The organism is Qipengyuania sp. L-5Y, assembly GCF_056859455.1.
In genome coordinates this window covers 242,017-263,660 of sequence record NZ_JBSXOM010000028.1, presented here as the reverse complement: position 1 = coordinate 263,660, position 21,644 = coordinate 242,017, and the positions used below count along the sequence as shown (strand labels likewise).

Annotated in this window: 26 protein-coding genes; 19 read left to right on the top strand and 7 right to left on the bottom strand. The window is 65.7% G+C overall.

Annotated elements, in window-relative coordinates; genetic code table 11:
• Positions 1-31: 31 nt before the first annotated feature.
• The gene (locus tag AC13F2_RS08770; protein ID WP_482965134.1) at positions 32-670 is read right to left on the bottom strand and encodes a YqaA family protein; all 639 of its coding nucleotides are present in this window, start codon (positions 668-670) and stop codon (positions 32-34) included.
• Positions 671-928: 258 nt separating this feature from the next.
• On the opposite strand from AC13F2_RS08770, the gene AC13F2_RS08765 reads away from it, so the two are divergent.
• Together AC13F2_RS08765 and AC13F2_RS08760 are read left to right on the top strand one after the other, a co-directional pair.
• Positions 929-1,603: a hypothetical protein gene (locus AC13F2_RS08765; protein WP_482965133.1), complete on the top strand. Its 675-nt coding sequence runs from the start codon at positions 929-931 to the stop codon at positions 1,601-1,603.
• Complete coding sequence (locus AC13F2_RS08760) at positions 1,596-2,948, top strand: DNA-packaging protein (protein WP_482965132.1); 1,353 nt, start codon at positions 1,596-1,598, stop codon at positions 2,946-2,948. Before AC13F2_RS08765 ends, AC13F2_RS08760 begins: the two co-directional genes overlap by 8 nt.
• 127 nt (positions 2,949-3,075) lie before the next feature.
• Here the strand turns inward: AC13F2_RS08760 and AC13F2_RS08755 are convergent, their stop codons facing one another.
• Positions 3,076-3,390, bottom strand: a complete 315-nt coding sequence (locus AC13F2_RS08755; RefSeq protein WP_482965131.1) for a GIY-YIG nuclease family protein — start codon at positions 3,388-3,390, stop codon at positions 3,076-3,078.
• Positions 3,391-3,518: 128 nt separating this feature from the next.
• A complete protein-coding gene (locus AC13F2_RS08750) occupies positions 3,519-3,836 on the bottom strand; it encodes a hypothetical protein (RefSeq protein ID WP_397489633.1) in 318 nt (105 codons plus the stop codon).
• 118 nt (positions 3,837-3,954) lie between these two features.
• Between AC13F2_RS08750 and AC13F2_RS08745 the strand changes: the two genes are divergently transcribed.
• The 17 genes from AC13F2_RS08745 (at position 3,955) to AC13F2_RS08665 (ending at position 17,881) form a co-directional block, all read left to right on the top strand.
• Entirely contained in the window at positions 3,955-5,124 is a 1,170-nt protein-coding gene (locus tag AC13F2_RS08745; protein WP_482965130.1) for a phage portal protein, read from the top strand.
• Complete coding sequence (locus tag AC13F2_RS08740; RefSeq protein ID WP_103022777.1) at positions 5,121-5,429, top strand: DUF6127 family protein; 309 nt, start codon at positions 5,121-5,123, stop codon at positions 5,427-5,429. The genes AC13F2_RS08745 and AC13F2_RS08740 overlap by 4 nt, the downstream gene beginning before the upstream one ends.
• Entirely contained in the window at positions 5,426-5,932 is a 507-nt protein-coding gene (locus AC13F2_RS08735) for an HK97 family phage prohead protease (protein ID WP_375245418.1), read from the top strand. The genes AC13F2_RS08740 and AC13F2_RS08735 overlap by 4 nt, the downstream gene beginning before the upstream one ends.
• A 238-nt stretch (positions 5,933-6,170) precedes the next feature.
• Complete coding sequence (locus tag AC13F2_RS08730) at positions 6,171-7,322, top strand: phage major capsid protein (protein ID WP_482965129.1); 1,152 nt, start codon at positions 6,171-6,173, stop codon at positions 7,320-7,322.
• Positions 7,323-7,391: 69 nt separating this feature from the next.
• Complete coding sequence (locus AC13F2_RS08725) at positions 7,392-7,679, top strand: head-tail connector protein (protein ID WP_482965128.1); 288 nt, start codon at positions 7,392-7,394, stop codon at positions 7,677-7,679.
• A 122-nt stretch (positions 7,680-7,801) separates the two neighbouring features.
• Positions 7,802-8,194: a tail completion protein gp17 gene (gene gp17, locus AC13F2_RS08720; RefSeq protein ID WP_482965127.1), complete on the top strand. Its 393-nt coding sequence runs from the start codon at positions 7,802-7,804 to the stop codon at positions 8,192-8,194.
• A gap of 5 nt (positions 8,195-8,199) precedes the next feature.
• Positions 8,200-8,607 carry a phage major tail protein, TP901-1 family gene (locus AC13F2_RS08715; RefSeq protein ID WP_272020064.1) on the top strand — a complete coding sequence of 136 codons (408 nt, stop codon included), beginning with the start codon at positions 8,200-8,202 and terminating at the stop codon, positions 8,605-8,607.
• Complete coding sequence (locus tag AC13F2_RS08710) at positions 8,604-8,909, top strand: gene transfer agent family protein (RefSeq protein WP_482965126.1); 306 nt, start codon at positions 8,604-8,606, stop codon at positions 8,907-8,909. Before AC13F2_RS08715 ends, AC13F2_RS08710 begins: the two co-directional genes overlap by 4 nt.
• Before the next feature lie 43 nt (positions 8,910-8,952).
• A complete protein-coding gene (locus AC13F2_RS08705) occupies positions 8,953-9,147 on the top strand; it encodes a phage tail assembly chaperone (protein ID WP_482965125.1) in 195 nt (64 codons plus the stop codon).
• The gene (locus AC13F2_RS08700) at positions 9,140-9,712 is read left to right on the top strand and encodes a tail tape measure protein (RefSeq protein WP_482965124.1); all 573 of its coding nucleotides are present in this window, start codon (positions 9,140-9,142) and stop codon (positions 9,710-9,712) included. The genes AC13F2_RS08705 and AC13F2_RS08700 overlap by 8 nt, the downstream gene beginning before the upstream one ends.
• An 89-nt stretch (positions 9,713-9,801) precedes the next feature.
• The gene (locus tag AC13F2_RS08695) at positions 9,802-12,117 is read left to right on the top strand and encodes a DUF2460 domain-containing protein (protein ID WP_482965123.1); all 2,316 of its coding nucleotides are present in this window, start codon (positions 9,802-9,804) and stop codon (positions 12,115-12,117) included.
• Positions 12,114-12,929: a DUF2163 domain-containing protein gene (locus tag AC13F2_RS08690; protein ID WP_482965122.1), complete on the top strand. Its 816-nt coding sequence runs from the start codon at positions 12,114-12,116 to the stop codon at positions 12,927-12,929. Before AC13F2_RS08695 ends, AC13F2_RS08690 begins: the two co-directional genes overlap by 4 nt.
• Positions 12,926-13,357 (top strand): NlpC/P60 family protein, encoded by a 432-nt coding sequence (locus tag AC13F2_RS08685; protein WP_482965121.1) that lies wholly within the window; start codon positions 12,926-12,928, stop codon positions 13,355-13,357. Before AC13F2_RS08690 ends, AC13F2_RS08685 begins: the two co-directional genes overlap by 4 nt.
• Positions 13,345-15,540, top strand: coding sequence for a phage tail protein (locus AC13F2_RS08680; protein ID WP_482965120.1), 2,196 nt, complete (start codon positions 13,345-13,347; stop codon positions 15,538-15,540). Before AC13F2_RS08685 ends, AC13F2_RS08680 begins: the two co-directional genes overlap by 13 nt.
• A complete protein-coding gene (locus AC13F2_RS08675) occupies positions 15,537-15,995 on the top strand; it encodes a DUF2793 domain-containing protein (protein WP_482965119.1) in 459 nt (152 codons plus the stop codon). Before AC13F2_RS08680 ends, AC13F2_RS08675 begins: the two co-directional genes overlap by 4 nt.
• 192 nt (positions 15,996-16,187) lie before the next feature.
• Positions 16,188-17,258: an OmpA family protein gene (locus AC13F2_RS08670; protein ID WP_482965118.1), complete on the top strand. Its 1,071-nt coding sequence runs from the start codon at positions 16,188-16,190 to the stop codon at positions 17,256-17,258.
• A gap of 95 nt (positions 17,259-17,353) precedes the next feature.
• On the top strand, positions 17,354-17,881 hold the full coding sequence (locus AC13F2_RS08665; RefSeq protein WP_482965117.1) for a superoxide dismutase family protein: 528 nt from the start codon (positions 17,354-17,356) through the stop codon (positions 17,879-17,881).
• Here AC13F2_RS08665 and AC13F2_RS08660 read toward each other — a convergent pair.
• The 4 genes from AC13F2_RS08660 to hslO all read right to left on the bottom strand — a co-directional run bounded on the left by AC13F2_RS08660 (position 17,878) and on the right by hslO (position 21,632).
• Positions 17,878-19,467 carry an MFS transporter gene (locus tag AC13F2_RS08660; protein ID WP_369828384.1) on the bottom strand — a complete coding sequence of 530 codons (1,590 nt, stop codon included), beginning with the start codon at positions 19,465-19,467 and terminating at the stop codon, positions 17,878-17,880. The two genes, AC13F2_RS08665 and AC13F2_RS08660, sit on opposite strands and share 4 nt — an antisense overlap.
• A 4-nt stretch (positions 19,468-19,471) precedes the next feature.
• A complete protein-coding gene (gene queC, locus AC13F2_RS08655; RefSeq protein WP_482965116.1) occupies positions 19,472-20,188 on the bottom strand; it encodes a 7-cyano-7-deazaguanine synthase QueC in 717 nt (238 codons plus the stop codon).
• A gap of 44 nt (positions 20,189-20,232) precedes the next feature.
• The gene (locus AC13F2_RS08650) at positions 20,233-20,634 is read right to left on the bottom strand and encodes a hypothetical protein (RefSeq protein ID WP_196847373.1); all 402 of its coding nucleotides are present in this window, start codon (positions 20,632-20,634) and stop codon (positions 20,233-20,235) included.
• 92 nt (positions 20,635-20,726) lie between these two features.
• Positions 20,727-21,632 (bottom strand): Hsp33 family molecular chaperone HslO, encoded by a 906-nt coding sequence (gene hslO, locus AC13F2_RS08645; protein ID WP_196847372.1) that lies wholly within the window; start codon positions 21,630-21,632, stop codon positions 20,727-20,729.
• Positions 21,633-21,644: the final 12 nt, after the last annotated feature.

The following is a 21,644-nucleotide window of genomic DNA, read 5'->3' as shown; positions in this document are numbered from 1 at the left end:
ACCTGTGGGTTACTTAGCTGTCAAGGCAGGCTTAGCGGGCCGGCTTCACCTCGGTCGCACTGGCGCAGACGCCGCCGTCTTGCTTGCTGCCGCCGAGCTGGGTGAGGACGAGGACGCCGCCGACCACCAGGAGCACGAAGACGGTCGTCACTATGCCGAGATACTTGTCGATCATACGTTTGATCGGCGCGCCGAACACGCGGAACAGTATGCCGACGGTCATGAAGATCAGCGCGCGGGCGAACAGGCTGGAGAGCACGAAGGTGACGAGGTTCATCCCGACGAAGCCGGCGGTTATGGTCAGCAGCTTGAACGGCACGGGCGTGGCGCCCGCGATCAGGATCGCTTCGAAATCATATTCGCGCAAATGGCAGGCCGCGACGGGAAAGGCATCGGTGAGGCCGAGAGCGCCGATGAGCCAGACGCCCACGCTGTCGTAAAGGCCCCAGCCGATCGCATAGCCGAGCAGCGCGCCTGCGACCGAAGCCAGCGTGCAGACGAGCGCGAACTTCACCGCCTTTTTCGGTTCGGCGAGGCACATCAGGCCCAGCAGCGGATGGGGCGGGATCGGGAAGAAGGAGGATTCGACAAAGGCGAACAGCGCCAGCCACCACACCGCATGCGGATGCGAGGCCTTGTCCATCGTCCAGTTGTAGAGCCCGCGCAGCATCGCTTCCCCATCCCGTCCTTGCGAGCGGCGCAGCCGCCCCCTCCACGATGGAGGAGGCCAAGCTCTAAGCGAGCCACCCCCTGTTGGCAATCATCTGCGTAGGAACCTATTTGGTACTTTTTGATTGACATCGTAACGCTGTTTGGGTACATATACAGAACATCGCGATAGTGTGATTCGAACGGGCGGGGCCAGGTTTTGAACCAACCGGGCCACCGCCCTTTGTCGTGCCCGCTATCGCCGCAGATGGAGGGACAGATGAGCAAGGCGATGGACAGTATGGAAGGCCCGGCGTGGGCGGCCCGTTTCCTCGAGGCGCTGAAGGACGGCAATGGCGTGCGCGCCGCGGCCCGCGAAGCCGGTGTGACGGGGTCCACCCCCTATGACAGGAGGCGCAAGAACCAGGCATTCCGCGAGGCATGGGATGCGATCCACCCGGTCGATGGGCGGAAGGCAAAAGCGCGCACGGCCCGCCCGATCGCCCCGCGCGATGCACAGCGGATCGAGCAATTCCTGCACGAACTGGCGGAAACATCGAATGTGGCGGCCGCCGCGGCGGTGGCGGGTCTTCCCGTGAACCGCATCTATCGCCTGCGCCGCACCGACCCGGATTTTGCCCGCCAGTGGTACGCCGCGCTGGCGGAAGGATACGACAATCTGGAAATGGAACTGCTGCATCACCTGCGCAGCGGGGACAGCGCCGGCGACGGCACGCCGCCGCGCAAATTCGACACCGCCATTGCCCTGCGCTGCCTGACTGCGCACCGCGAGAGCGTGGCACGGGAAAAGGGCCGCCGCACGCTGGCCGACGAGGTCGCCACCATCGCATCGATCAATGCCAAGATCGACGATATGCGCGCCCGCAGCAAGGCGGGCGATGCCGCGGTGCGCAAGGCACGCCGGGAAGCGGCAAAGGCCCGCAGCAATGGCTAACCGGCGCAGCCTGTCCCGCGGAGGGTGGCTGCGGCGCCCGGGCGATGAGGCCGATGGCGAACGCGAGGAGCTGGCGCGCCGGCTGAAGCCGCACGAGCTGGCCGCGCTGGGCAGCTATTACTGGGAAGGCTGGGCCCGCGATGCGCAACTGCCGCCGAGCGAGGCCTGGCGTACCTGGCTGATCTGCGCCGGACGCGGTTTCGGCAAGACGCGGGCGGGCGCCGAATGGGTGCGCGACGTGGCCCGGCACGACGGTTCGGCACGCATCGCGCTGGTGGGCGCAAATCTGGCGGAAATCCGCAATGTCATGGTGGAAGGCGACAGCGGCGTACTGGCGGCATCGCCGGGTGCGCTGGCCCCGGAGTTCGAGCCGAGCCTGCGCCGGCTGACGTGGGAAAACGGCGCGATCGCCTGGCTCTATTCCGCCGGGGAGCCGGAAACGCTGCGCGGGCCGCAGCATAGCCATGCCTGGTGCGATGAAATAGCCAAATGGGATAATTCAAGCGAGCGGGCCATGTCTGCCTGGAACAATCTGCAACTGACGATGCGGCTGGGGGACGGCCCGCGCGTGGTCGCCACCACCACCCCGCGCCAGACCGCGTTGATGCGCCGGATCATGGCGGATGCGAAGGCAGGCAAGGTCGCCGTGGCGCGCGGCGGCACGCTGGACAATCGGGAAGTGCTGCCCGCCGATTACCTCGCCGCGATGGTCGAACAGTTCGAACAGAGCAATTTCGGGCGGCAGGAACTGGAGGGCGAAATGATCGCCGCAGTCGAAGGCGCGCTGTGGAGCCGCGCGCTGATCGAACGATACCGGCACAGGGACGCGGTACCGCAGGCCAGGCGCGTCATCGTGGCGGTCGACCCGCCGGCCAGTTCTTCCGGCGATGCCTGCGGGATCGTGGTGGCGATGCTGGGCGTGGACGGCACCGCCTATGTCAGGGCGGACTGTTCCGTGACGAATGCGACGCCCGAACGCTGGGCCCGCGCCGTAGCCGATGCGGCCCATGCCTGGCAGGCCGACCGCGTGGTGGCCGAAGCCAACCAGGGGGGACAGATGGTCGCCAGCGTGCTGCGCGCGGCCGATATCGCACTGCCGGTCAAGCTGGTCCACGCCAGCCGCGGCAAGACGGCGCGCGCCGAGCCGATCGCCGCGCTGTATGAAGCGGGACGCGTGCGCCACACCGGCCTGTTCGCCGCGCTGGAAGACGAGATGTGCGGACTGGTGGCGGGCGGCGGTTACGAAGGGCCGGGACGTTCGCCGGACCGGGCCGATGCGCTGGTATGGGCGCTGACGGAACTGATGCTGGTGAAGCGCCCCGCGCCGCGGGTGCGGTGGATTTAGGGTGGGTGGTGTTTACCGGATAGCTCTGCGGCCTTTTAGGAAAGCACCGCCCCGGAACAGGTCCGGGGTGACTGGTTTGCAAAATCGGTCCTCCTTCCGTCACCCCGGACCTGTTCCGGGGTGGTGCTTATTTGTGGGGCAGCGGCGGGAAACCGTGTTCTTCCGCAAGATCGATCCAGTCGGGGTTGTTCTGTTCGATGACGTTGAACTTCCACTGGCGGGGCCAGCGTTTGATCGTCTTTTCGCGAGCGATGGCATTCTCGATATCGTCATGCGCTTCGAACCAAACGAGGCGTTTGATGTCGCGCTCGCTCGTGTAACCGCCGAAGGTGTCGGCGCGGTGCTGGTGAACCCGCGAAAGGAGATCTGACGTTACGCCGGTATAGAGCCGCCCGCGGTAATGGCTGGCAAGGATGTAGACCGTCGGTTCGAACGTTCGCATCGTGGATTAGTGAAAGAAGCACCGCCCCGGAACAAGTCCGGGGTGACGAGGCCGGAACAAGTCCGGGGTGACGTGGCCGGAACTAGTCCGGGGTGACGGAGCCGGGACGCGTCTGCGTTGCCCCGCCCTTACCCGCGGCCGCGGAGGGTGCGCAGGAGGGCTTTGAGGCCGGCGCCGAGGCGGCTTTCGTCCCTGGTGCGGTCTTCCTGGCGCTTGAGCTGGCGAGCCATGTGTTCGTGGCGGACCGCGCTTTCGCGCAGGCGGCGGGCGACGTCGGGATCGGTATGTTCGGCGGCGAGGCGGCGGGCCTGCCGGGCGAGCTGGAGATAGTAGATTGCATCGCGCGGAGCGCCGGCGGCGCGGTCTTCCCCGCATTTGTCGGCGCGCACGAAAGCCAGGCCCGGACCGGGCTGGTGTGTGCCATCGAATCGAGATCGGTGCGCCATAGCCGTACCTTGTGACCCATTGCGGGGCCGCCCTCCATCGCGGACCCGTCACCGTACCAATTCCGCACAATTGTGGGCTGCGCCCGTGCTGCGCGGCCCCCGCATCCGGAGAACTACCATGAGCTTTCTCACCAGTCTCGTCTCCGCCTTCAAGGGCGGGGGCGGCGCCCGCGTGCCTGTATCGCGCGGGTTCGTTTCGCCCTGGTCGCACTGGGGCGCGACCGCTTTCGATGGCGGGCCGCCGGGACGCGGCCCCTTCGATTATGCCCGCGAAGTCGGCGAGGCCTATCTTGCCAACCCTGTGGCGCAGCGCGCCGTGCGGATCGTGGCGGAAGGGGTCGGCAGCGCGCCGATCGCCTGCGCGGACGAACAGCTGGCGGCGCTGATCCGCTGTTCCTGCGGGGCGCAGCCGCTGCTGGAGGTGCTGGCGGCGCAAGTGAGCCTGCATGGCAATGCCTATGTCCAGATCGTGAAGGACGGCAGCGGCGTGCCGGTGGACCTGTTTCCCCTGCGGCCCGAGCGCGTGCAGGTGGTGGCGGGCGAGGACGGGTGGCCGGCGGCCTATCGCTATATCCTGGCCGATCGCACGATCACCCTGCCGCTGGAGGATGAGGACGGGTGGCCCTGTGTCATCCATCTCAAGGGCTTTCACCCCACCGACGATCATTACGGCGCGGGATGCCTGGCCGCCGCCGCGCCCGCCGTGGCGATCCACAATGCGGCGAGCGAGTGGAACCGCGCGCTGCTGGCCAATGCGGCGCGGCCGAGCGGAGCGCTGGTGTACGACGGCGGCGATACGGGCGGGCTGACGGGCGAGCAGTTCGACCGGCTGAAGGCCGAGCTGCTCGCCGCCTATCAGGGCCACGGCAATGCGGGTCGACCGATGCTGCTGGAAGGCGGGCTGGACTGGAAGGCGATGAGCCTGAGCCCTGCCGACATGGATTTCGCCACGCTGAAGGCAGCGGCGGCGCGCGACATTGCGCTGGCGTTCGGAGTGCCGCCCATGCTGCTCGGCCTGCCGGGCGACAATACCTATGCCAATTACCGCGAGGCCAACCGGGCGCTGTGGCGGCTGACCCTGTTGCCGCTGACGGGCAAGATCCTGGCCGGTCTGCATAGCGGGCTGGCGGACTGGTTTGGCGAAGCGCCGAGTGTCGATCTGGACCGTGTGCCCGCGCTGGCTGAGGATCGCGAGCGGCTGTGGACGCAGGTCAGCGGGGCGAGTTTTTTAACCGATCTGGAAAAACGCGAGCTGTTGGGGCTGGCGAAAATGGAGAGTGACCGATGACGCGGGAAGACATGCTGGCGCGGCTGATCGCGCAGGCGGGCCATGAAGGGGGCGAGCTGATCACGCTGCGCGCCATCGTGGAGGAAGCGAGCGAACTGGGCGCGAACCGCGTGCTCGACCGGCTGGGCCTGGGCGATCCGTCGGCGCAGGAGGACATCGACGAATTGCGCGAATTGCTGGGCGCCTGGCGCGATGCCAAGGCCAGCGCGTGGAAGGCCGCCGTGGACTGGCTGGTCAAGGGCGTGCTGGCGCTGCTGCTGGTCGGCATCGCCGTGCGGCTGGGCGTGGGGGACATGCTGTCGTGACCCCGGAACAGGTCCGGGGTGACATTCCGGAACAGGTCCGGGGTGACAGGGCGGCACCGGTTCTGCGCATTGCCGGTTATGCGGCGCTGTTCGACCGGCCCGACGGCGCGCGCGACACGATCCGGCCCGGGGCCTTCACGCGCACGCTGGCCGAACGCGAAGGGCGCTTTCCCCTATACTGGCAGCACCGGCCCGAGCGCCGCATCGGCTGGGTCGAGATGGCGGGCGAGGATGGGCGCGGGCTGCGGATCATCGCCAGCATTGACAATCCGGACGGGCGCGCTGCCGTGCTGCTGCGTCGGCGCGCGGTGAGCGGCCTGAGCTTCGGCTACCGTGCGCGGGCCTATCGCCACACACCGCAAGGCCGCGAACTGGCCGAGATCGATCTGTTCGAGGTGAGCGTGGTGACGCATCCGCTGCAACACGGGGCGCGCGTGCATTTTTTATCTGCGCCCTCAAACGCCGGGCGCGAGCCGTCCGGCTCGCTTGGCTTCGCGGCATAAGCCGCGGCGGCCAGTCGGCCTTGCCTCGCCGGGGCTCGGAACTTTCTCCATTTTGCCACCTCGCGATTGATCCGGGCCGGAGGAGGTCCGGCAAGCACGGAAGTGCACCTTTGGTGCGCTGCCAAAGGCCACCCGCACGTGCGGCCGCAGCGGGTGCAGCTTGTCGCACGTCCAGCGAGGACGAACCCGGATGCGGGTTCGAAACACCAAGAATTCACCCTGAGAAAAGGAACATCTGATGGACGTAACTACGCCTGACCAACCCACCCCTACCGCCACGCCCCTCGACCCCGCCGAAGCGAGTTTCGACATCGTTGCACGGCAGGAGAGCACCGAAGCCGCGGTGGCAGATCTGCGATCCGACCTCGACCGGGTGAAGGCGCGGATCGGGCGGGCGGCCCGCCCTGCCCTTGGCACCGGCGACGAAGCGGCACCCGAAGTGAAGGGCTTTGTCGATGGCTATCTGCGCCGCGGTGCGACGCAGGAAATCAAGTCGATCACGGCGGGCGTGCCGGGCGATGGCGGCTATGCCGTGCCGCGCCAGATCGATGCGGCGATCGCCCGCCAGCTGACCGAGATCAGCCCGATCCGCGCCATCGCGCAGGTCGTGCAGACCGGCAGCGCGGATTATCGCAAGCTGGTGACGCTGGGCGGGACCGCGAGCGGCTGGGTGAGCGAGAGCGCCGGGCGGCCCGAAACCGCCACGCCCAATTTCAGCGAGATCGCGCCGCCGACGGGCGAGCTCTATGCCAATCCGGCGGCGAGCCAGGCGATGCTGGACGATGCGGGCTTCGACCTCGAAAGCTGGCTGGCGAGCGAGATCGGGCAGGAATTCGCGCGGGCGGAAGGCGCCGCCTTCGTCAACGGCAGCGGCGTGAACCAGCCACGCGGGTTCCTGGCGGCGCCCATGGCGGAGGAATTCGACGAGGATCGCCCCTTCGGCACGCTGCAGTATATCGCCAGCGGGGATGCGGGCGGCTTCGGCGCGGAGCCGGATGCGATGCTGATCGACCTCGTCCACACGCTGAAGGCCGGGCACCGGCAGGGGGCGAGCTTCGTGATGAATTCGGCCACGCTGGCAGAAGTGCGCAAGCTGAAGACGGCGAACGGCGCGTTCCTGTGGCAGCCGGGCATGGTGGACGGCCAGCCCGACCGCCTGCTGGGCTATCCCGTGGTCGAGGCGGAGGACATGCCCGACATCGCGGCGGGCACCTGCCCCATCGCCTTCGGCAATTTCCGCCACGGCTATCTGATCGCCGAACGCAGCGCGACACAGGTGCTGCGCGACCCCTTCACCAACAAGCCCTTCGTCCACTTCTACGCCACCAAGCGCGTGGGCGGGCAGGTGCTGGATAGCAATGCGATCAAGCTGCTGAAGATCGCCGTGTGATCGCCCTTGCCCGCGCCGTGTCCCCTGCGGCGCGGGCACCCTTTCCTGACAATCGGGACGTGTTTTTTCATGACACCAGACCTATCCGGCCAGCCTCTGGCCGACCTCAAGCAGTGGCTGGCGATCGGCGCTGCGGGCGAGGATGCGCTGCTGCTGCGCCTGCTCGATACGGCGTGGCAGATATGTGCGCGCTTTACCGGCCACGGCGCGGCCGAGTGGAGCACGCTGGACGAGGCGCTGCGCCACGGAATCGTGCGCTTTGCCGCGCATCAATATCGCGAGCGGGACGGAGGCACGGCGCCCCTGCCCGCAGCCATCGCGGCGCTGTGGCGCCCGTACCGGCCGGTGCGGCTGTGACCTTCGCCGAGCTGGCCGAGCGGCTGACCCGCCGCGCCGCGGCACATGCACGGCGGCGGGGGCATGACTGGTGGCACCGCGCCGACCTGCTGTGGCCCCTCTTCACCAAGGGAGAACGGTAGATGGAAACCGCCCTGCGCAGCGCGATCGCCGGCTGGCTGGCGAGCGATCCGGTCCTGTCCGAGCACGTGAACGCCATCGCCGAGGAAGCCCCGGCGGCGGCCAGTCCGCCTGCCATCGCCATTGCCGCCAGCGCCAGCACCGACTGGTCGACCAAGACCGCCACGGGGCGCGAGGTGCGCGTGGCGCTGGAGCTGGTCGGGCGCGGGGACGATCCCGCCGAAACCGCAGCGCTTGCCGGCCGCATCGAACAGCGCATCGCCACGCTGGCCCCGCAGCAGGCGGGTTTCCGCGTGGTGGTGACCCGCTTCCTGCGAAGCCGCGTGGAGCGCCGACGGCGCAATGGCCGCGCGGTGCTGCTGGAATTCGCCTTCAAACTCATCGCAACGGAGTAATCGACATGACAGCCCAGAAAGGGGCGGCTTTCCTGCTGAAAATCGGCAGTGGCGGCGCGCCCGTTACATACGAGGCCGTCGCAGGCCTCAGGACCACGCAAATGAGCGTGAACGGCGACACGGTGGTGGTCACCCACAAGGAAAGCGGCGGCTGGCGCGAGCTGCTGTCGGGCGCGGGGACGCGGTCGGTTTCTGTATCCGCCAGCGGGATTTTCCTGGGATCGGATGCCGAGCACGCGATCCGCAATCACGCACTGGCCGGAACCATCGACCAGTACGAGCTGAGTTTCGAGGACGGCGCGAAGATGCGCGGCCGCTTCCTGGTGCAGCGGCTGGACTATGCCGGCGATTTCAACGGCGAGCGGACCTATTCGGTGCAGCTCGAAAGCTCCGGACCGGTGGTGCCGTCATGAGCAATGCGGCGAGAGGCGAAGCGGCGCTGACGATCAACGGGAGGGCCTGTCTGCTGCGGCCGAGTTTCGATGCGCTGGTACAGGCGGAGGAGGAACTGGGTCCGCTGTTCGATCTGGTGGAGCGTGCAGGCGAAGGCAAGCTGCGCCTGACCGATATGGCTGCGCTGTTCTGGCATTGCCTGGCCGAACGCGGGGATCTGGCGCGGGAAGTCGTGGGCGAAGCGGTCGTCGCACAAGGCCTGGCCGCATCCACGAAACCGCTGCGGATATTGCTGGGCGAAATCCTGAAGGGACGGGTGTGACGTCGCCCACCCGCGATCCCACCCACAAGCGGGGGCGAAGTTGGTGAGCACGCCCTTCACCAAGGGGGCGCTTCGGCTGGCGGGGCTGGCGGCTACGCATCTGGGGTGGAGGCCCGGTACGTTCTGGCATGCCACACCATCAGAGCTTGCCGCCTGCCTTTCCGCGCCCGCGCCTGCCGGAAGCCCGCCCACACGCGCCGAGATTGCCGCGCTGATTGAAAGGGATGCCCATGGATGACGAGATCGAGGAAATGATCGTGGCGGTTCGCGCGGATACGCAGGCCTTCGGAGCGGACATGCGCGCCATGCGAAGCACATTCGATGCGACCCTGCTGGACGGCTTCGACCGAGCGGGAACGGTGCTGGAACGAGGGTTGCTGTCCGCGATCCGCAAAGGCAGCGTCGGCTTCGACGATCTGCAACGCGTAGCGGCGCGTGCGCTCGACCAGATTGCCGCGCAGGCGCTGCGGCTGGGGCTGGACGAAGTGTTCGGCGGCGGCGGTAGCGGCGGCGGATTTGCCGGCTTGATCGGTACTGCGGCCGGGGCGCTGTTCGGCCTGCCCGGCCGTGCGACCGGCGGGACCGTTTCGCCGCAACGACCCTATCTGGTCGGCGAGCGGGGGCCCGAACTGTTCGTGCCCGCAAGCGCCGGTCGGGTGGAAGCGAATGCGGGCACCGGCACGAGCCGCGACGTAAAGGTTTCGATCGCCATCGCCGCACCGCGCGGCACCACTGCGCCGGTAGCGATGCAGCGCAGCGCGCGGCAGGTCGCAAGCGCGGTTCGCCGGGCCCTGGGCACTTAGCCTTCGGCAACGGACACCCTCCCCCAAACGAGACGCACTGCCCCGGACCATGCCCGGGATGACGGCACGCTATTCACAGGAGTTTCGCAATGAGTTTCTGGCTTGCCCGCAAACGCAGCGGGCAACAATCCGATCATATCCAGCGGTTCGATCCGCGGTTCTGGACGGTCAATTTCCCACGACCGATGATGGCGAGTGTCGTCACCACCGCAGCCGACGCGCTGCGGGTGGAGTGCAGCTTCCACCATGAGGGCGAACTGGCCGGACTTATCTGGGAGAGTGAGGATACGCTCGACCACCCGCTGCTGGCCTATGAAACGCGGTCCGATTACGCGCATTGCGTGCTGCGTTTTCGCTGGCGCAGCGGCGGGGTGCTGGCACTGGACGTGCCGCATGGTCCGACGCTGACGATCGAGGGCCGCGATGCAGAAGGCAGGAAACGGGCCTGGTATGTGCGCCTGTGGAACTATGCCAGCGGTTCGCCGACCGATGCGCAAATCGAGCTGCGGTTTTCCGAGCTGGAATCGGGTTTTTCCCTGCCTGGCGAGGCGATCCATCCGCATGATATCGAGCGCATGTTCATCAGCCTGGCCCCGCAGGGCTATGTCGAGGGCAGCGGGGCCGTGTTGCCGGCACGCGTGGATGGCTGGGCCGAAATGTCCGCCATACGGTGCGAAGGCGCGGGCGCCATGCTGGCCATGGGCGACGTGCTGATCCCCGCGCATGGCGAACAGATCGCCACCGCCTATGACGACAGTTTCAACCAGACCCCCGCACGACTGCTACGCAGCGCCGAAGGCCTCGGCTACCGCGGACGGATCGTCCATTATGTAGGGATGAGCCATTATTTCCGGCTCGAGCCGCTGGGCGGCGGGCATTACGTGAGCCTTGCCGGCGGGGTGCTGAACGAACCCTGCGCGGCCTGGCACCGATCCTTTGCCGAACACGCGAAGATCCGCGATTTCGACGTGATCTGGTCGCTATCCTACGAATTGTTCGACGCGCATTGCTGGAACGACTGGAAGCAGCGGGCGCATGACGGATCGCCCGCGCTGACCGGGTGGGAACCGCCATCGGCCCTGTTGTCGCCCGCGCATGACGGCGCGATGAGCTATCTGCGGCAGGTCGCAAACGCCTTCGTTGCGATTGCGCAGGCCGCGGGCCTTCCCGTGCTGTTCCAGATCGGCGAGCCGTGGTGGTGGGTCCAGCCTGACAGCGGCGCGCCCTGCCTGTACGATAATGCGACGCGGGCCGCGCTGGGCGGATCGCCTGCGATAATCGCGGATATGCGTTCGCCCATCGACGAAGCGCAGCGCAATGTGCTGGACGCGGCGGGCGCATTGCTGGCCCAGTCGACCGCCGCGCTGGCGCAATCGGTGCACGATGCGGCAGGCGGCGCGGCGGAGATCCTGCTGCTGGCCTTTACGCCGACCGTGCTGAACCCGAGCATGCCGGAACTTTACCGCGCGAACCTGCCGACGGGCTGGGCATGGCCCGCCTTCGACCGGCTGCAGCTGGAAGATTACGACTGGCTGACGGACGGGGCCGATGCCGAACGACGGCGAGGCATCGCCTTCGTTACCCAGCGGCTCGGCTATCCGGTCGCCCGGCAGGATTACATGGCCGGTTTCGTGCTGCTGGCAGAGGATGCTGAAACCTACTGGCCACGGATCGACGCCGCGCTGGACGAGGCGCGCGAGCGCGGCGTTACCCAGCGATTCGTCTGGGCGATGCCGCAGATATCGCGCGACGGTTACACCCGCCTGCCACCACCCGGAGAAGACACAATGATCCCGTTCGACGATGTCGCCTATCCGCTTACGCTGGGCCGCGACGCGGCGGCGTGCCCTGAATTTTCGACCTCTGTAGCGGTGACCGCATCGGGACATGAATATCGCAATGCGCTGTGGTCCGATGCCCGGATGCGATATGATGTCGGTCCGGGGATAAGGTCCGAAGCGGAACTGGGCACACTAATCGCCTTCTTCCGCGCACGATACGGCCCTGCCCGCGGTTTCCGCCTGCGCGATCCTTTCGATTTCAGTTCCGCCGCGATGACCGGCACGCCGTCGGCCAGCGATCAGCGCATAGGAACGGGCGACGGCTTGGCCAGCCGGTTCCGGCTGGTGAAGAATTATGGCGAGCAGCAGCGCCGGATCACCCGCCCGCAACCCGCCAGCATACGCATTGCCGTGGGCGCTGTGGAGACTGCGGCATGGCGATACGAGGCGGGCGGCTGGATCGTGTTCGACAGCGCGCCGACAGCGGGCGCGCCGATCACGGCAGGCTATCTGTTCGATGTGCCGGTGCGCTTTGCCGAGGACCGGCTGGACGTCAGCGGCGTGTCCTTTGCCACCGGCGAGGCGCCTTCCGTTGCGCTGATCGAGATACGCGAGGCCGTATGAGACGCGCGTTCTTTGCAAGCGAGCTCGATACGACGGCAAGCTGGTGGCGCATCTATCGCTGTGACGGCGTTACGCTGGGCTTTACCACGCACGACCGCGATCTGTGGTTCGACGGCATCGTTCACCGCGCCGCGCCTGGCATGCTGCCATCGGCCATTCGCGTGACATCGGGATTCGAAGACGATCCCGGCGATATCGAAGGCGCATTAAGCCATGCGAGCGTGACGGCGGCCGATCTGGCCGGTGGCCGCTTCGATGCAGCGGAAGTCGAATGCGGCGTGGTCGATTGGGAGACGCTGGAGCGCGCATCGCTTTATTCAGGGTCCATCGCGGGCGTCACCAGCGAGGGGGCGGGGTTTCGGGCCGAACTGGAATCGGCGAAGGTGCGACTGGCGCACGACCCGATCCCGGTGACCGGCCCGACTTGCCGGGCACGGTTTTGCGGCCCGGGCTGCGGATTGAACCCGGCAGCGTTCGAAAAGCGTGTGCGCGTGACGGCGATCGACCGCGACACGCAGACCTTGCGCGTCGATCTGGCCGATGCATCAGCCTATCGCTTCGGGAGCCTGCGCTGGATGGATGGCCCCGCCACCGGGCTTTCGACGCGGATCGTCGATACGGACGGGCCGGTGCTGATGCTGGCGGGACGGATCGACCACGACTGGTCGCCGGGCCTGCGGGTACTATTGCGCGAGGGCTGCGACCGGACCGTCGCCACCTGCGCCGCCCGCTTCGGCAATGCCGTGAACTTTCAGGGTGAGCCGTTTCTGCCGGGCAACGACATGCTGGCGCAATATCCGGTTGCCCGATGAGCCTGTGCGGCGACGCGCTCGCCCAGGCGGCGCAAAACCTGATCGGGTCCCCTTTTCGCCTGCACGGGCGCAACCGGGAAACCGGGCTCGATTGTATCGGGGTGGTGGGGGCCGCGCTGGCCGGTTGCGGACGGCAGGTGCGCTGGCCGGAGGGGTACCGGTTGCGCAATAGCGGCATCGCGCGGTGGATGCAGTTTGCCGGGATGAACGGACTGCAAAGCTGCACCGGCAATATCCGGCGCGGCGATGTCCTGCTGACCCGGCCCGGCCCGGCGCAGAACCACCTTCTCATCGCGCTGGGGTCCGACGGCTTCGTCCACGCCCATGCAGGGCTGCGGCGGGTCGTGTGCCAGCAACTTGTCCCCCTCGATCCTCTGCTCGCGCAGTGGCGGATCGATTCCGATCAGGAGCAGACATGGCAACTCTAGTTCTCGGCGCCTTGGGGACGCTGGTGGGCGGCCCGCTGGGCGGCGCCATCGGGGCGACGCTGGGCCGCAGTCTCGACGCAAGCATCATCGGTTCGCCGCCGCGCCGCGAAGGCCCGCGGCTGAAGGAACTGGCGGTGAGCACGTCGAGCTATGGCAGCGCCATCCCCGCGCTGTACGGCAGGGTCCGCGTTCCCGGCACGATTATCTGGGCGAGCGACCTGAGCGAAAGGCGCGAATCCAGCGGGGGCGGCAAGGGCCGGCCTGCAACGACGCGTTACGCCTATTCCGTCTCGCTCGCCGTGGCGCTGTCGAGCCGGCCGATCGACGGCGTGGGCCGTATCTGGGCGGATGGCAATCTGCTGCGCGGTGCGGCAGGCGACCTCAAGACCGGAGGGGTGCTGCGCATTCATACCGGCCATGCCGACCAGTTGCCCGATCCGCTGATGGCTGCCAGCATCGGTGCGCGATGTCCTGCCTATCGCGGCTGCGCCTATGCCGTGTTCGAGGATCTGGCGCTGGAAGATTTCGGCAACCGCATACCGGCGATCAGCTTCGAAGTGTTCGCGGGAACGGCGCAGGCGGTGGTGGAAGACATTGCGCGGCAGGCCAGCATGGAGTGCGAGGGAACCGGGTTTCCCGAACTTGGCGGTTTCGTACACGAGGGCGGCGGGCTGGCAGCGCTACTGTCGCAGGTGAAGGGCCTGCGACCCATACATGCCGCAATGCGCAGCGGGCATGTCATCGTAGCAGGGGTTGTGGCGCCGGATGAGGTGCCGATGCTGCCGCCCGCCGTGGCCGCGCCGGACGGCGAGTTCGGGCGCGCGAGCGGTGCGGCCCTGTCGCGTCGGCAGGCCGCATCGCAAGTGGCCAGCTTGCTGCGCTATTACGATCCGACGCGCGATTACCAGCCTGGACTGCAGCGATCCGAAGGCGCGGATGGGGGCGGAACTATGGAGTTTCCCGGCGTCTTTCAGCCTGAAGCCGCACGATCTCTTCTGGCAGGAGCGGCAAGGCGGGAATGGCTGCGCGGCGAAGGGCTGGCGTGGCGGACGAACCGGATCGACCCGGCGCTGGGCCCCGGCAGCATCGTGCGGGCACCCGGTCATCCGGGACTGTGGCAGATCACCGCCTGGGAATGGCGCGACACGGGAATCGAGCTGGACCTCGCCCGCTACGCACCCACGGCAGGGGCCAGCCAGCCAGCGGATGGCGGCGCGGCCTGGTCGCCGCCCGATCGCTTGCCGGTCGAAACGCGGCTGCGCTCATTCGAACTGCCGTGGGACGGCACGGGACAGAGCAGCGTGCCGCAACGCTATGCCGCGGTGAGCGCGCCAGCGGGCCGCTGGGGCGGCGCGATGCTGTATCGCGAGAGCGCCGACACGCTGGTGCCGATCGGACACAGCGGCCCGCAGCGCGCCGTGGGCGGGATATTGGCGGAAGCCCTGTCGCCCAGCCCCGGCCTGCGGTTCGAAGCAACTGCGCAAGTGAGGGTGCGGCTGGACGATTACGAAGCGGCATTGGAACCGGCCGGGCTCGATGCGATTGCGCGGGGATCGAACCGCCTGCTGATCGGCGGGGAGATCGTGCAGTTCGCGCAGTGCGAGCCCGAAGGTAACGGGATCTGGCAGCTCTGCGGGCTGCTACGGGGCCGCGGCGGAACCGAAATCGAGGCGCTGGCAGGTCATGAGCCGGGTGCAACGGTCACGCTTCTCGACGATCGGCTGGTTCCGCTTCCCGCGAATCCATATCCGGGCGATGGCGACCGAATCGCGGCGATCGGAGCGGGAGACGACGAGCCCGTTCTGGCCGAAATCGAGAACGGCGGCCGGACGTGCCGCCCCCTGCTGCCAGTGCATCCGCGCAGCGAACAGGATGCGCTCGGCAATTTGACCTTGCGCTGGACGCGCCGGGCGCGTGGCGGCTGGAGCTGGCCTGACGGGGTCGAACAGCCGCTGGTCGAGCAGGATGAACTGTATGAAGTGGGGCTGGGCGATCCGGATCGACCCGCGCGGATATGGGCGACGGCCGGACCGCAACTGGTCCTCGAAGCGGGCGAGATCGCCGCGCTCGGCGAATCATACGAGGGCGCGGCACTGTGGGTCCGGCAGAAGGGCAGCTTTGCAGTTTCGCCTCCACTGCATCTCATTTCTCTATCAACTTTGGCTGAAAGGAAGATGCCATGACCACGCCCGTTTCTTTCGACGCGACCACTCCCCGCCATGCGCTCGCCATGCTGGTTCCCGGCCAGGCGCAGAAAGAGTTATCCGTCAACGAGACCTTCGCGCGGATCGATGCGCTACTGCATCCCGCAGTGGAGGGTGAGGCGACAACACCGCCCCAGGATCCCGTCGCGGGCGAATGCTGGATCGTGGCGCAACCAGCCGGCGACGCATGGCAGGGGCATGAGGGAAAACTCGCCTGCTGGGATGGCACCCAATGGACGCTCTGCACGCCGATCGACGGCATGCACGTGTTCGATCGATCGGAAAGTAGCCGGATCGTTTATGCGGGCGGATGGAACCGTGTCGAGCGGCCGACCTCTCCCTCCGGAGGGGCAGTCGTCGATGTCGAGGCGCGGGCTGCGATCGAGGCAATTATCGACATCTTTGCAACACTATCGATCTTTCCACGAGCCTGATGGGAACCCGATCCGGGCATCGCCGTTCGGCACAATACGGAAGGGGTCCAAATTCCCGGAACTCATTCTTACAATAAGGGAAAGCGACAATATTGTCACAGTTCCTACCTATTGTTTACTTGCCACCTAGGGGCCTGAAAGATAGATATGTTCCACTCGGTGGCTCCAATTTCGCAAAAAGGGGAAATTATAATGCGCAAACTCGTCATAGGAATGGCGATGGCCTCTACGGCCTTTGCATCGCCAGCCCTGGCAAAAGATGACACTTGGTACGTTGAACTCAACGCCGGTGGTATGATCGTCGAAGATATCGACAACCTTTCGGGTTCGAACGAAGTCGGCACGCTCAACACCGACATCGGTTACGACGTCGGCGGTATCGTCGGTTATGACTTCGGTCCGTTCCGTCTGGAAGCTGAAGCCAGCTTCCGTCGCTCGGAAGAAGACAGCTACACCGATAACGTCGTTTCGCTTGACGACCCGCTGGTCGGTGGCGGTGCTGAAGCTCTGAGCTTCATGATCAACGGCCTGGTCGACTTCGGCCCCGATGACGGCCTGCAGGGCTTCGTTGGCGGTGGTGCCGGTGTTGGCCGCGTCAAGGTTGGCGTTCTGACCCCGTTCCCGTCGATCGACATCGTCGACAGCGACACGGGCTTCGCATGGCAGGCACTCGCCGGCGTGCGCGCACCGATCAACGACAACGTCGACATCGGTCTGAAGTATCGCTTCTACAACCAGTTCGGCAACGACCTGGTGGCGTTCGACGGCCGCGACGCACGCGTCGGTTTCCGTTCGCACTCGCTGATGGCAACGCTGGCTTACAACTTCGGCGAACCGGCAGCTCCGCCGCCGCCGCCGCCGCCGCCGCCGCCTCCCCCGCCGCCTCCGCCCCCGCCGCCGCCGGCGCCGGTCTGCGAGACGGGTCCGTACATCGTCTTCTTCAACTGGGACAAGTCGGACATCACTCCGGAAGCAGCGACCATCCTCGACAACGCCGTGTCGGCTTACGCAGACTGCGGTACGGCAGCAATCATGCTCGCCGGCTACACCGACCGTTCGGGTTCGGCGACCTACAACATGGGTCTTGCAGAACGTCGTAACGCTTCGGTCCGTGGTTACCTGACCTCGCGCGGTGTGCCTGATGGCCGCATCACCAGCGAAGCATTCGGTGAAGCCAACCCGCGCGTCCCGACTGCTGACGGTGTCCGCGAACTGCAGAACCGCCGCGTCGAAATCACTTACGGTCCGGGTTCGGGCATGTAAGCGACTGGCATTAGCCAAATTCGAGAAGGGCCCGGAGCAATCCGGGCCCTTTTTCGTTGCATGGTAAGATCCCTGTTCGAACCGAGAGGACTTCCATGAATAAACTGTTCCTGCTGCCGCCCATCACAGCCATCGCCCTTGCCGGTTGCACGACGATGGACGACCTTCCCACTGAACGTGTTGGAGAGACGACACTGCTGTTCGCCAACGGTACGCCTGCAGGAACCGTTCAACTGCTGAGCAGCGGCCAGACCGTGACGGTCGCCGTCGCTGCCGTGGGCATGTCACCCGGTGAACATGGCTTTCACCTTCACACCACCGGCACATGTACCGCGCCCGATTTCACGAGCGCAGGCGGCCATCTCAACCCCGGCAATAACTCGCACGGGTCAATGTCCCCCGGCGGTCAGCATCTCGGCGATATGCCCAATCTGACAATTGCAGCGAACGGCACCGGACGCGCAGAAGTGCAACTTGAAGGCAACGCCACCGACGTTCTGGCTGACATCTTCGATGCCGATGGTACTGCCGTTGTCGTCCATGAAGGACCCGATGACTACCGCACCGACCCAGCGGGCGACGCGGGATCGCGGATAGCCTGCGGCGTTATGAAAAGGGTCTAAACCTCTTCGCCAGCGTCACGTGCACGTTCGACCACGGTGGCTGCAGCCTGAGGCACAAGCTTCAGCGCAGCCACCAGCAGGATGAACCCGAATGGCGCGGCGACAAAGGTGGATAGCACCCCTAGAGAAAGATCGTCTCCATTGGTGGCCGATACATAGCCAGCCATGAAGGGGCCCAGGCCTAGGCCGATTAGCGTCGTCGCAAGGAAGAACGTCGCTGTGGCAAGGCCGCGCATGCGCGGAAGCACGAGAGCCTGGCTTGAGGCGGCCGCAGCGCCGAGCGCGGAAGCGCTGAGCAATTGCGCAAGAAAAGCGCCCACGTAGAAGACAGCCACATCCGATGTCGTGTATGCAACCCACATGGCTGGCAGGGGCATCACGAGCCCGAACAAGATCACCCAAACGCGTCCTTCCGGGCGCCGTTCCAGCAGATAGTCCGCCATACGTCCGCCAAGGATGACCCCGAGAAATCCGGCAACGGCCCCAGGGGCCCCGAGAAACCAGCCCAATTCCGTCTTGTCGGCCCCAAGTGCCCGTTCAGCATAAGGCGCGCCCCAATAGGACGCCGCATAGGCCATGAAGGCGACCGTGCCGTATCCCAGAATTACGCAGAGAAATGCCGGTGAACCCCAGGTCAGGCGATAGGTGGGAAGGTCGCGCGCTCGCAGCCCCATCGTCCAGCTGAATACGGCATAATACCCCACGCCGAGGAACAGCCACTGCTCGAAGACGCCGGTCCAAAGCCACAGGGCCCATGCCACTGCCGCAAAAAAGGCAGCGCCGCATAAATTGACGACGAGTGCACCGGTCCCGCGTGCCGCCGCCCCGAATACGGTGAATGGCGGGATGACCTGAAAAAGTTCCCGTACGAAGCCGCGAAAGGGCTCGGGATCTTCCGGAGTTGGGAGGCCATCGATCGCGCCGCGGACCGGCTCTCGCAAGGTCAGAACCCAGAGTGCCAGCACCAGACCGGGAATGCCGACCGCGAGAAACGCGGCCTGCCATCCGACCAGGCCAAGCGGACCGCCGCCCGGATAGGCTGCATTCCAGTTCTCGACGATCAGCCCGCCGATCAGCAGCGAAATGCCCCCGCCGATGTAAAGGCCTGAGGAATATATCGCCAGGGCAGTCGCGCGCAGGCGAGCGGGAAACCAGTCGGAAATCAGCGAATAGGCCGACGGGCTGGCTGTCGCTTCGCCCACCCCGACACCGATACGCGCCACGGTGAGCGTAGTCGCATTTTTCGCAAATCCGGACAGCGCCGTCATGGTGGACCACAGCGCAAGGCCCAGGCTCATCAGGCGGACGCGTTTCCAGCTATCGGCCAGCTTGCCTAGCGGGATTCCGAACAGGGCGTAGAATACCGCAAACGCCGTGCCATAAAGAAAGCCGAGATAATCATCCTCGACCCCGAGATCGGCCTTGATATCGTTGGCAAGGATCGAAAGGATCTGCCGGTCGATGAAGTTCAGAACATAGATGAGAACGAGGACGCCCAAGGCATACCAGCTATAGGCAGGTACCTTGTCCGGGCCGCTGCCTGCCGCCTCTCCCTTGATCGGGGCGGCGTCCTTTAGTTCTGTCAAATCCTCACTCCGTCAAAGCCGGTGCATCCCTCGAATAGGTGGTGGTATCGGCTAGTCCCGCTTCGGCAAAGCCTTTTCGGCGCAGCCGGCACGAATCGCACGCGCCGCATGCCTCGCCCTCTGCCGTCGGATCGTAGCACGACCAGCTCCATGAAGGATCGAGACCGAGCCGATCGCATTCCCGTGCGATATCCGCTTTCGACATATGTTGAAGCGGCGCATGGATCGTGAACGGCCGACCCGCAACACCCTGCTTCGTGCCGAGCCGTGCCGTTTCTGCAAAGCTGGCAATGAATTCGGGCCGGCAATCCGGGTAGCCCGAATAATCGAGCGCATTGACGCCGATGAATATGTCGCGAGAGTTCGAGGTTTCGGCGAACGCCGTCGTCAGTGCCAGGAAGACGAGATTGCGCGCCGGCACATAGGTGACGGGTATATCCTCTCCCTCGCCGACACCGCCCTTGGGTACATCGATGTCGTCCGTCAGGGCCGATCCGCCGAACTGCCGCAGATCCAGCGGCAATTCGACGTGACGTTTCACGCCAAGCTTTTCTGCAATCGAGCGCGCCGATTGCAGTTCGCGGATATGCCGCTGACCATAATCGATCGTCAGCGCGTGCACCGCCATCCCGCGTTCTCGCGCGATTGCAGCAGTGACCATGGAATCGAGCCCGCCGGAAAGCAGGACCACGGCGGGGCCGGATGTGTCTGTTTCATTCATAGGGCTCCGCTATGCGCGAAGCAGCAGACCTGCAAGTGGGCCGCTCAGTTACATCTGCCCGTCTGTCGCGCTTCGGCCGTGAACTGGAACGGCTTCCCGTCGGCAATTCCCTGGCTATCGATCTGCACCAGGCTTGGCGATTCCTTACGGATATGTGTGCGGCCATAGCCATTGCCGCGGCACGTATACTGTACCGTCACATTACGATCTGCATCTTCAACCACGAAGCGGTTGCAATTGCCGCCGCTGTGGCGAAGCCGGATGAATTCGCGCCCCGAGCGGATGCAGACCTTGCGCATGCTGTTATCGTCGCGGAAACGGACTTCCCATCCGCCGCGATCCAGCGTGTCGAGCATGGCAAGCGATGCCTGCGCCAGTGCAGGCGATGCCAGCCCCGCAAACGGGACCAGTAAAGCAGCCATCAGGACAGCCCGGGTACGAGCCATATCATTTCACCTTTCGTCAGACGACGCGTGTTGTCTCTGATCTTTCGTACATCAAGATAGCGATGAACCGTTGTATAGCAACGACACGCCGATCAAATTTCGATGCCGAACTGTTTCGAACAGAATGCACAGTCTACGAGGACGATCCCGTTTTCATCGCGCATCTCGGCGCGCTGGTCTTCGGGAAAGCGCTCCAGAACATCCTTGTAATGTTCGACCGAGCACCTGCATCCGCGACCGATCGCGGCCCCGGGCTGAACGAGAACTTGATCTTCTTCGTGGAACAACCGCCAGGCGATCGCTTCAAGCGAAAGTTCGGGATCGAGCAGTTCTTCGTGCCGTAGCGATCCAGCGAGAATCGCGACATGTTCCCACTCGGGATGATCCAGCTTGGCATGAAGCCGCTCGCGCCCTTCTTCGCCCTCGGGGAGATGCTGCACGAGCAGTCCTGCCGCCTTGACCCCGGCGCCATCTGAACGCACGGCGCATCTGATCAGCGTCGGCACCTGTTCTGATTGGTAGAAGTAGCGCTCGCACGCTTCCGCAAGACTATCGCCTTCGAGGGGAACGATACCCTGATATCGCCCCTGCCCCCCGACGAGATCGAAGGTGATGGCAAGATATCCTTTGCCGAACAGCGCGAAAAGCGAAGGGTTGGCACCGAGTTCCGCAAGTTTACCCTCATCGAACTCGACATAGCCGCGCAGTTCGCCGCCTTTGTAATCGCAGACCAGCAGGCTTACGGCGCCCGCTTCGGTCTGGGCCTGCATCGTAACTTGCGACCCGTCATCCTTCACCAACCCGCCGATCAGCACGGCTAGCACAAGCGCTTCGGCGAGAAGATGAGTAACGGGCGCCGGATAGTCATGCGCGGCAAGGATCTCGTCGAGCACATCGTCGAGCCGCACCAGACGGCCCCGCGCGTGGCGCGCAGGGATCGTGAAGGCCAGCAGACGACCAGTGTAGGTTTCTTCGTTTTTGGAGGAGGTAGCGTTCATGCCCGCCATATG

Excerpts from the sequence above, each read along its gene's own strand:
- AC13F2_RS08770 (WP_482965134.1), bottom strand. The coding sequence starts at position 670 with ATGCTGCGCGGGCTCTACAACTGGACGATGGACAAGGCCTCGCATCCG.
- AC13F2_RS08765 (WP_482965133.1), top strand. The coding sequence starts at position 929 with ATGAGCAAGGCGATGGACAGTATGGAAGGCCCGGCGTGGGCGGCCCGT.
- AC13F2_RS08760 (WP_482965132.1), top strand. The coding sequence starts at position 1,596 with ATGGCTAACCGGCGCAGCCTGTCCCGCGGAGGGTGGCTGCGGCGCCCG.
- AC13F2_RS08755 (WP_482965131.1), bottom strand. The coding sequence starts at position 3,390 with ATGCGAACGTTCGAACCGACGGTCTACATCCTTGCCAGCCATTACCGC.
- AC13F2_RS08750 (WP_397489633.1), bottom strand. The coding sequence starts at position 3,836 with ATGGCGCACCGATCTCGATTCGATGGCACACACCAGCCCGGTCCGGGC.
- AC13F2_RS08745 (WP_482965130.1), top strand. The coding sequence starts at position 3,955 with ATGAGCTTTCTCACCAGTCTCGTCTCCGCCTTCAAGGGCGGGGGCGGC.
- AC13F2_RS08740 (WP_103022777.1), top strand. The coding sequence starts at position 5,121 with ATGACGCGGGAAGACATGCTGGCGCGGCTGATCGCGCAGGCGGGCCAT.
- AC13F2_RS08730 (WP_482965129.1), top strand. The coding sequence starts at position 6,171 with ATGGACGTAACTACGCCTGACCAACCCACCCCTACCGCCACGCCCCTC.
- AC13F2_RS08725 (WP_482965128.1), top strand. The coding sequence starts at position 7,392 with ATGACACCAGACCTATCCGGCCAGCCTCTGGCCGACCTCAAGCAGTGG.
- gp17 (WP_482965127.1), top strand. The coding sequence starts at position 7,802 with ATGGAAACCGCCCTGCGCAGCGCGATCGCCGGCTGGCTGGCGAGCGAT.
- AC13F2_RS08715 (WP_272020064.1), top strand. The coding sequence starts at position 8,200 with ATGACAGCCCAGAAAGGGGCGGCTTTCCTGCTGAAAATCGGCAGTGGC.
- AC13F2_RS08710 (WP_482965126.1), top strand. The coding sequence starts at position 8,604 with ATGAGCAATGCGGCGAGAGGCGAAGCGGCGCTGACGATCAACGGGAGG.
- AC13F2_RS08700 (WP_482965124.1), top strand. The coding sequence starts at position 9,140 with ATGGATGACGAGATCGAGGAAATGATCGTGGCGGTTCGCGCGGATACG.
- AC13F2_RS08695 (WP_482965123.1), top strand. The coding sequence starts at position 9,802 with ATGAGTTTCTGGCTTGCCCGCAAACGCAGCGGGCAACAATCCGATCAT.
- AC13F2_RS08690 (WP_482965122.1), top strand. The coding sequence starts at position 12,114 with ATGAGACGCGCGTTCTTTGCAAGCGAGCTCGATACGACGGCAAGCTGG.
- AC13F2_RS08685 (WP_482965121.1), top strand. The coding sequence starts at position 12,926 with ATGAGCCTGTGCGGCGACGCGCTCGCCCAGGCGGCGCAAAACCTGATC.
- AC13F2_RS08680 (WP_482965120.1), top strand. The coding sequence starts at position 13,345 with ATGGCAACTCTAGTTCTCGGCGCCTTGGGGACGCTGGTGGGCGGCCCG.
- AC13F2_RS08675 (WP_482965119.1), top strand. The coding sequence starts at position 15,537 with ATGACCACGCCCGTTTCTTTCGACGCGACCACTCCCCGCCATGCGCTC.
- AC13F2_RS08670 (WP_482965118.1), top strand. The coding sequence starts at position 16,188 with ATGCGCAAACTCGTCATAGGAATGGCGATGGCCTCTACGGCCTTTGCA.
- AC13F2_RS08665 (WP_482965117.1), top strand. The coding sequence starts at position 17,354 with ATGAATAAACTGTTCCTGCTGCCGCCCATCACAGCCATCGCCCTTGCC.
- queC (WP_482965116.1), bottom strand. The coding sequence starts at position 20,188 with ATGAATGAAACAGACACATCCGGCCCCGCCGTGGTCCTGCTTTCCGGC.
- AC13F2_RS08650 (WP_196847373.1), bottom strand. The coding sequence starts at position 20,634 with ATGGCTCGTACCCGGGCTGTCCTGATGGCTGCTTTACTGGTCCCGTTT.
- hslO (WP_196847372.1), bottom strand. The coding sequence starts at position 21,632 with ATGAACGCTACCTCCTCCAAAAACGAAGAAACCTACACTGGTCGTCTG.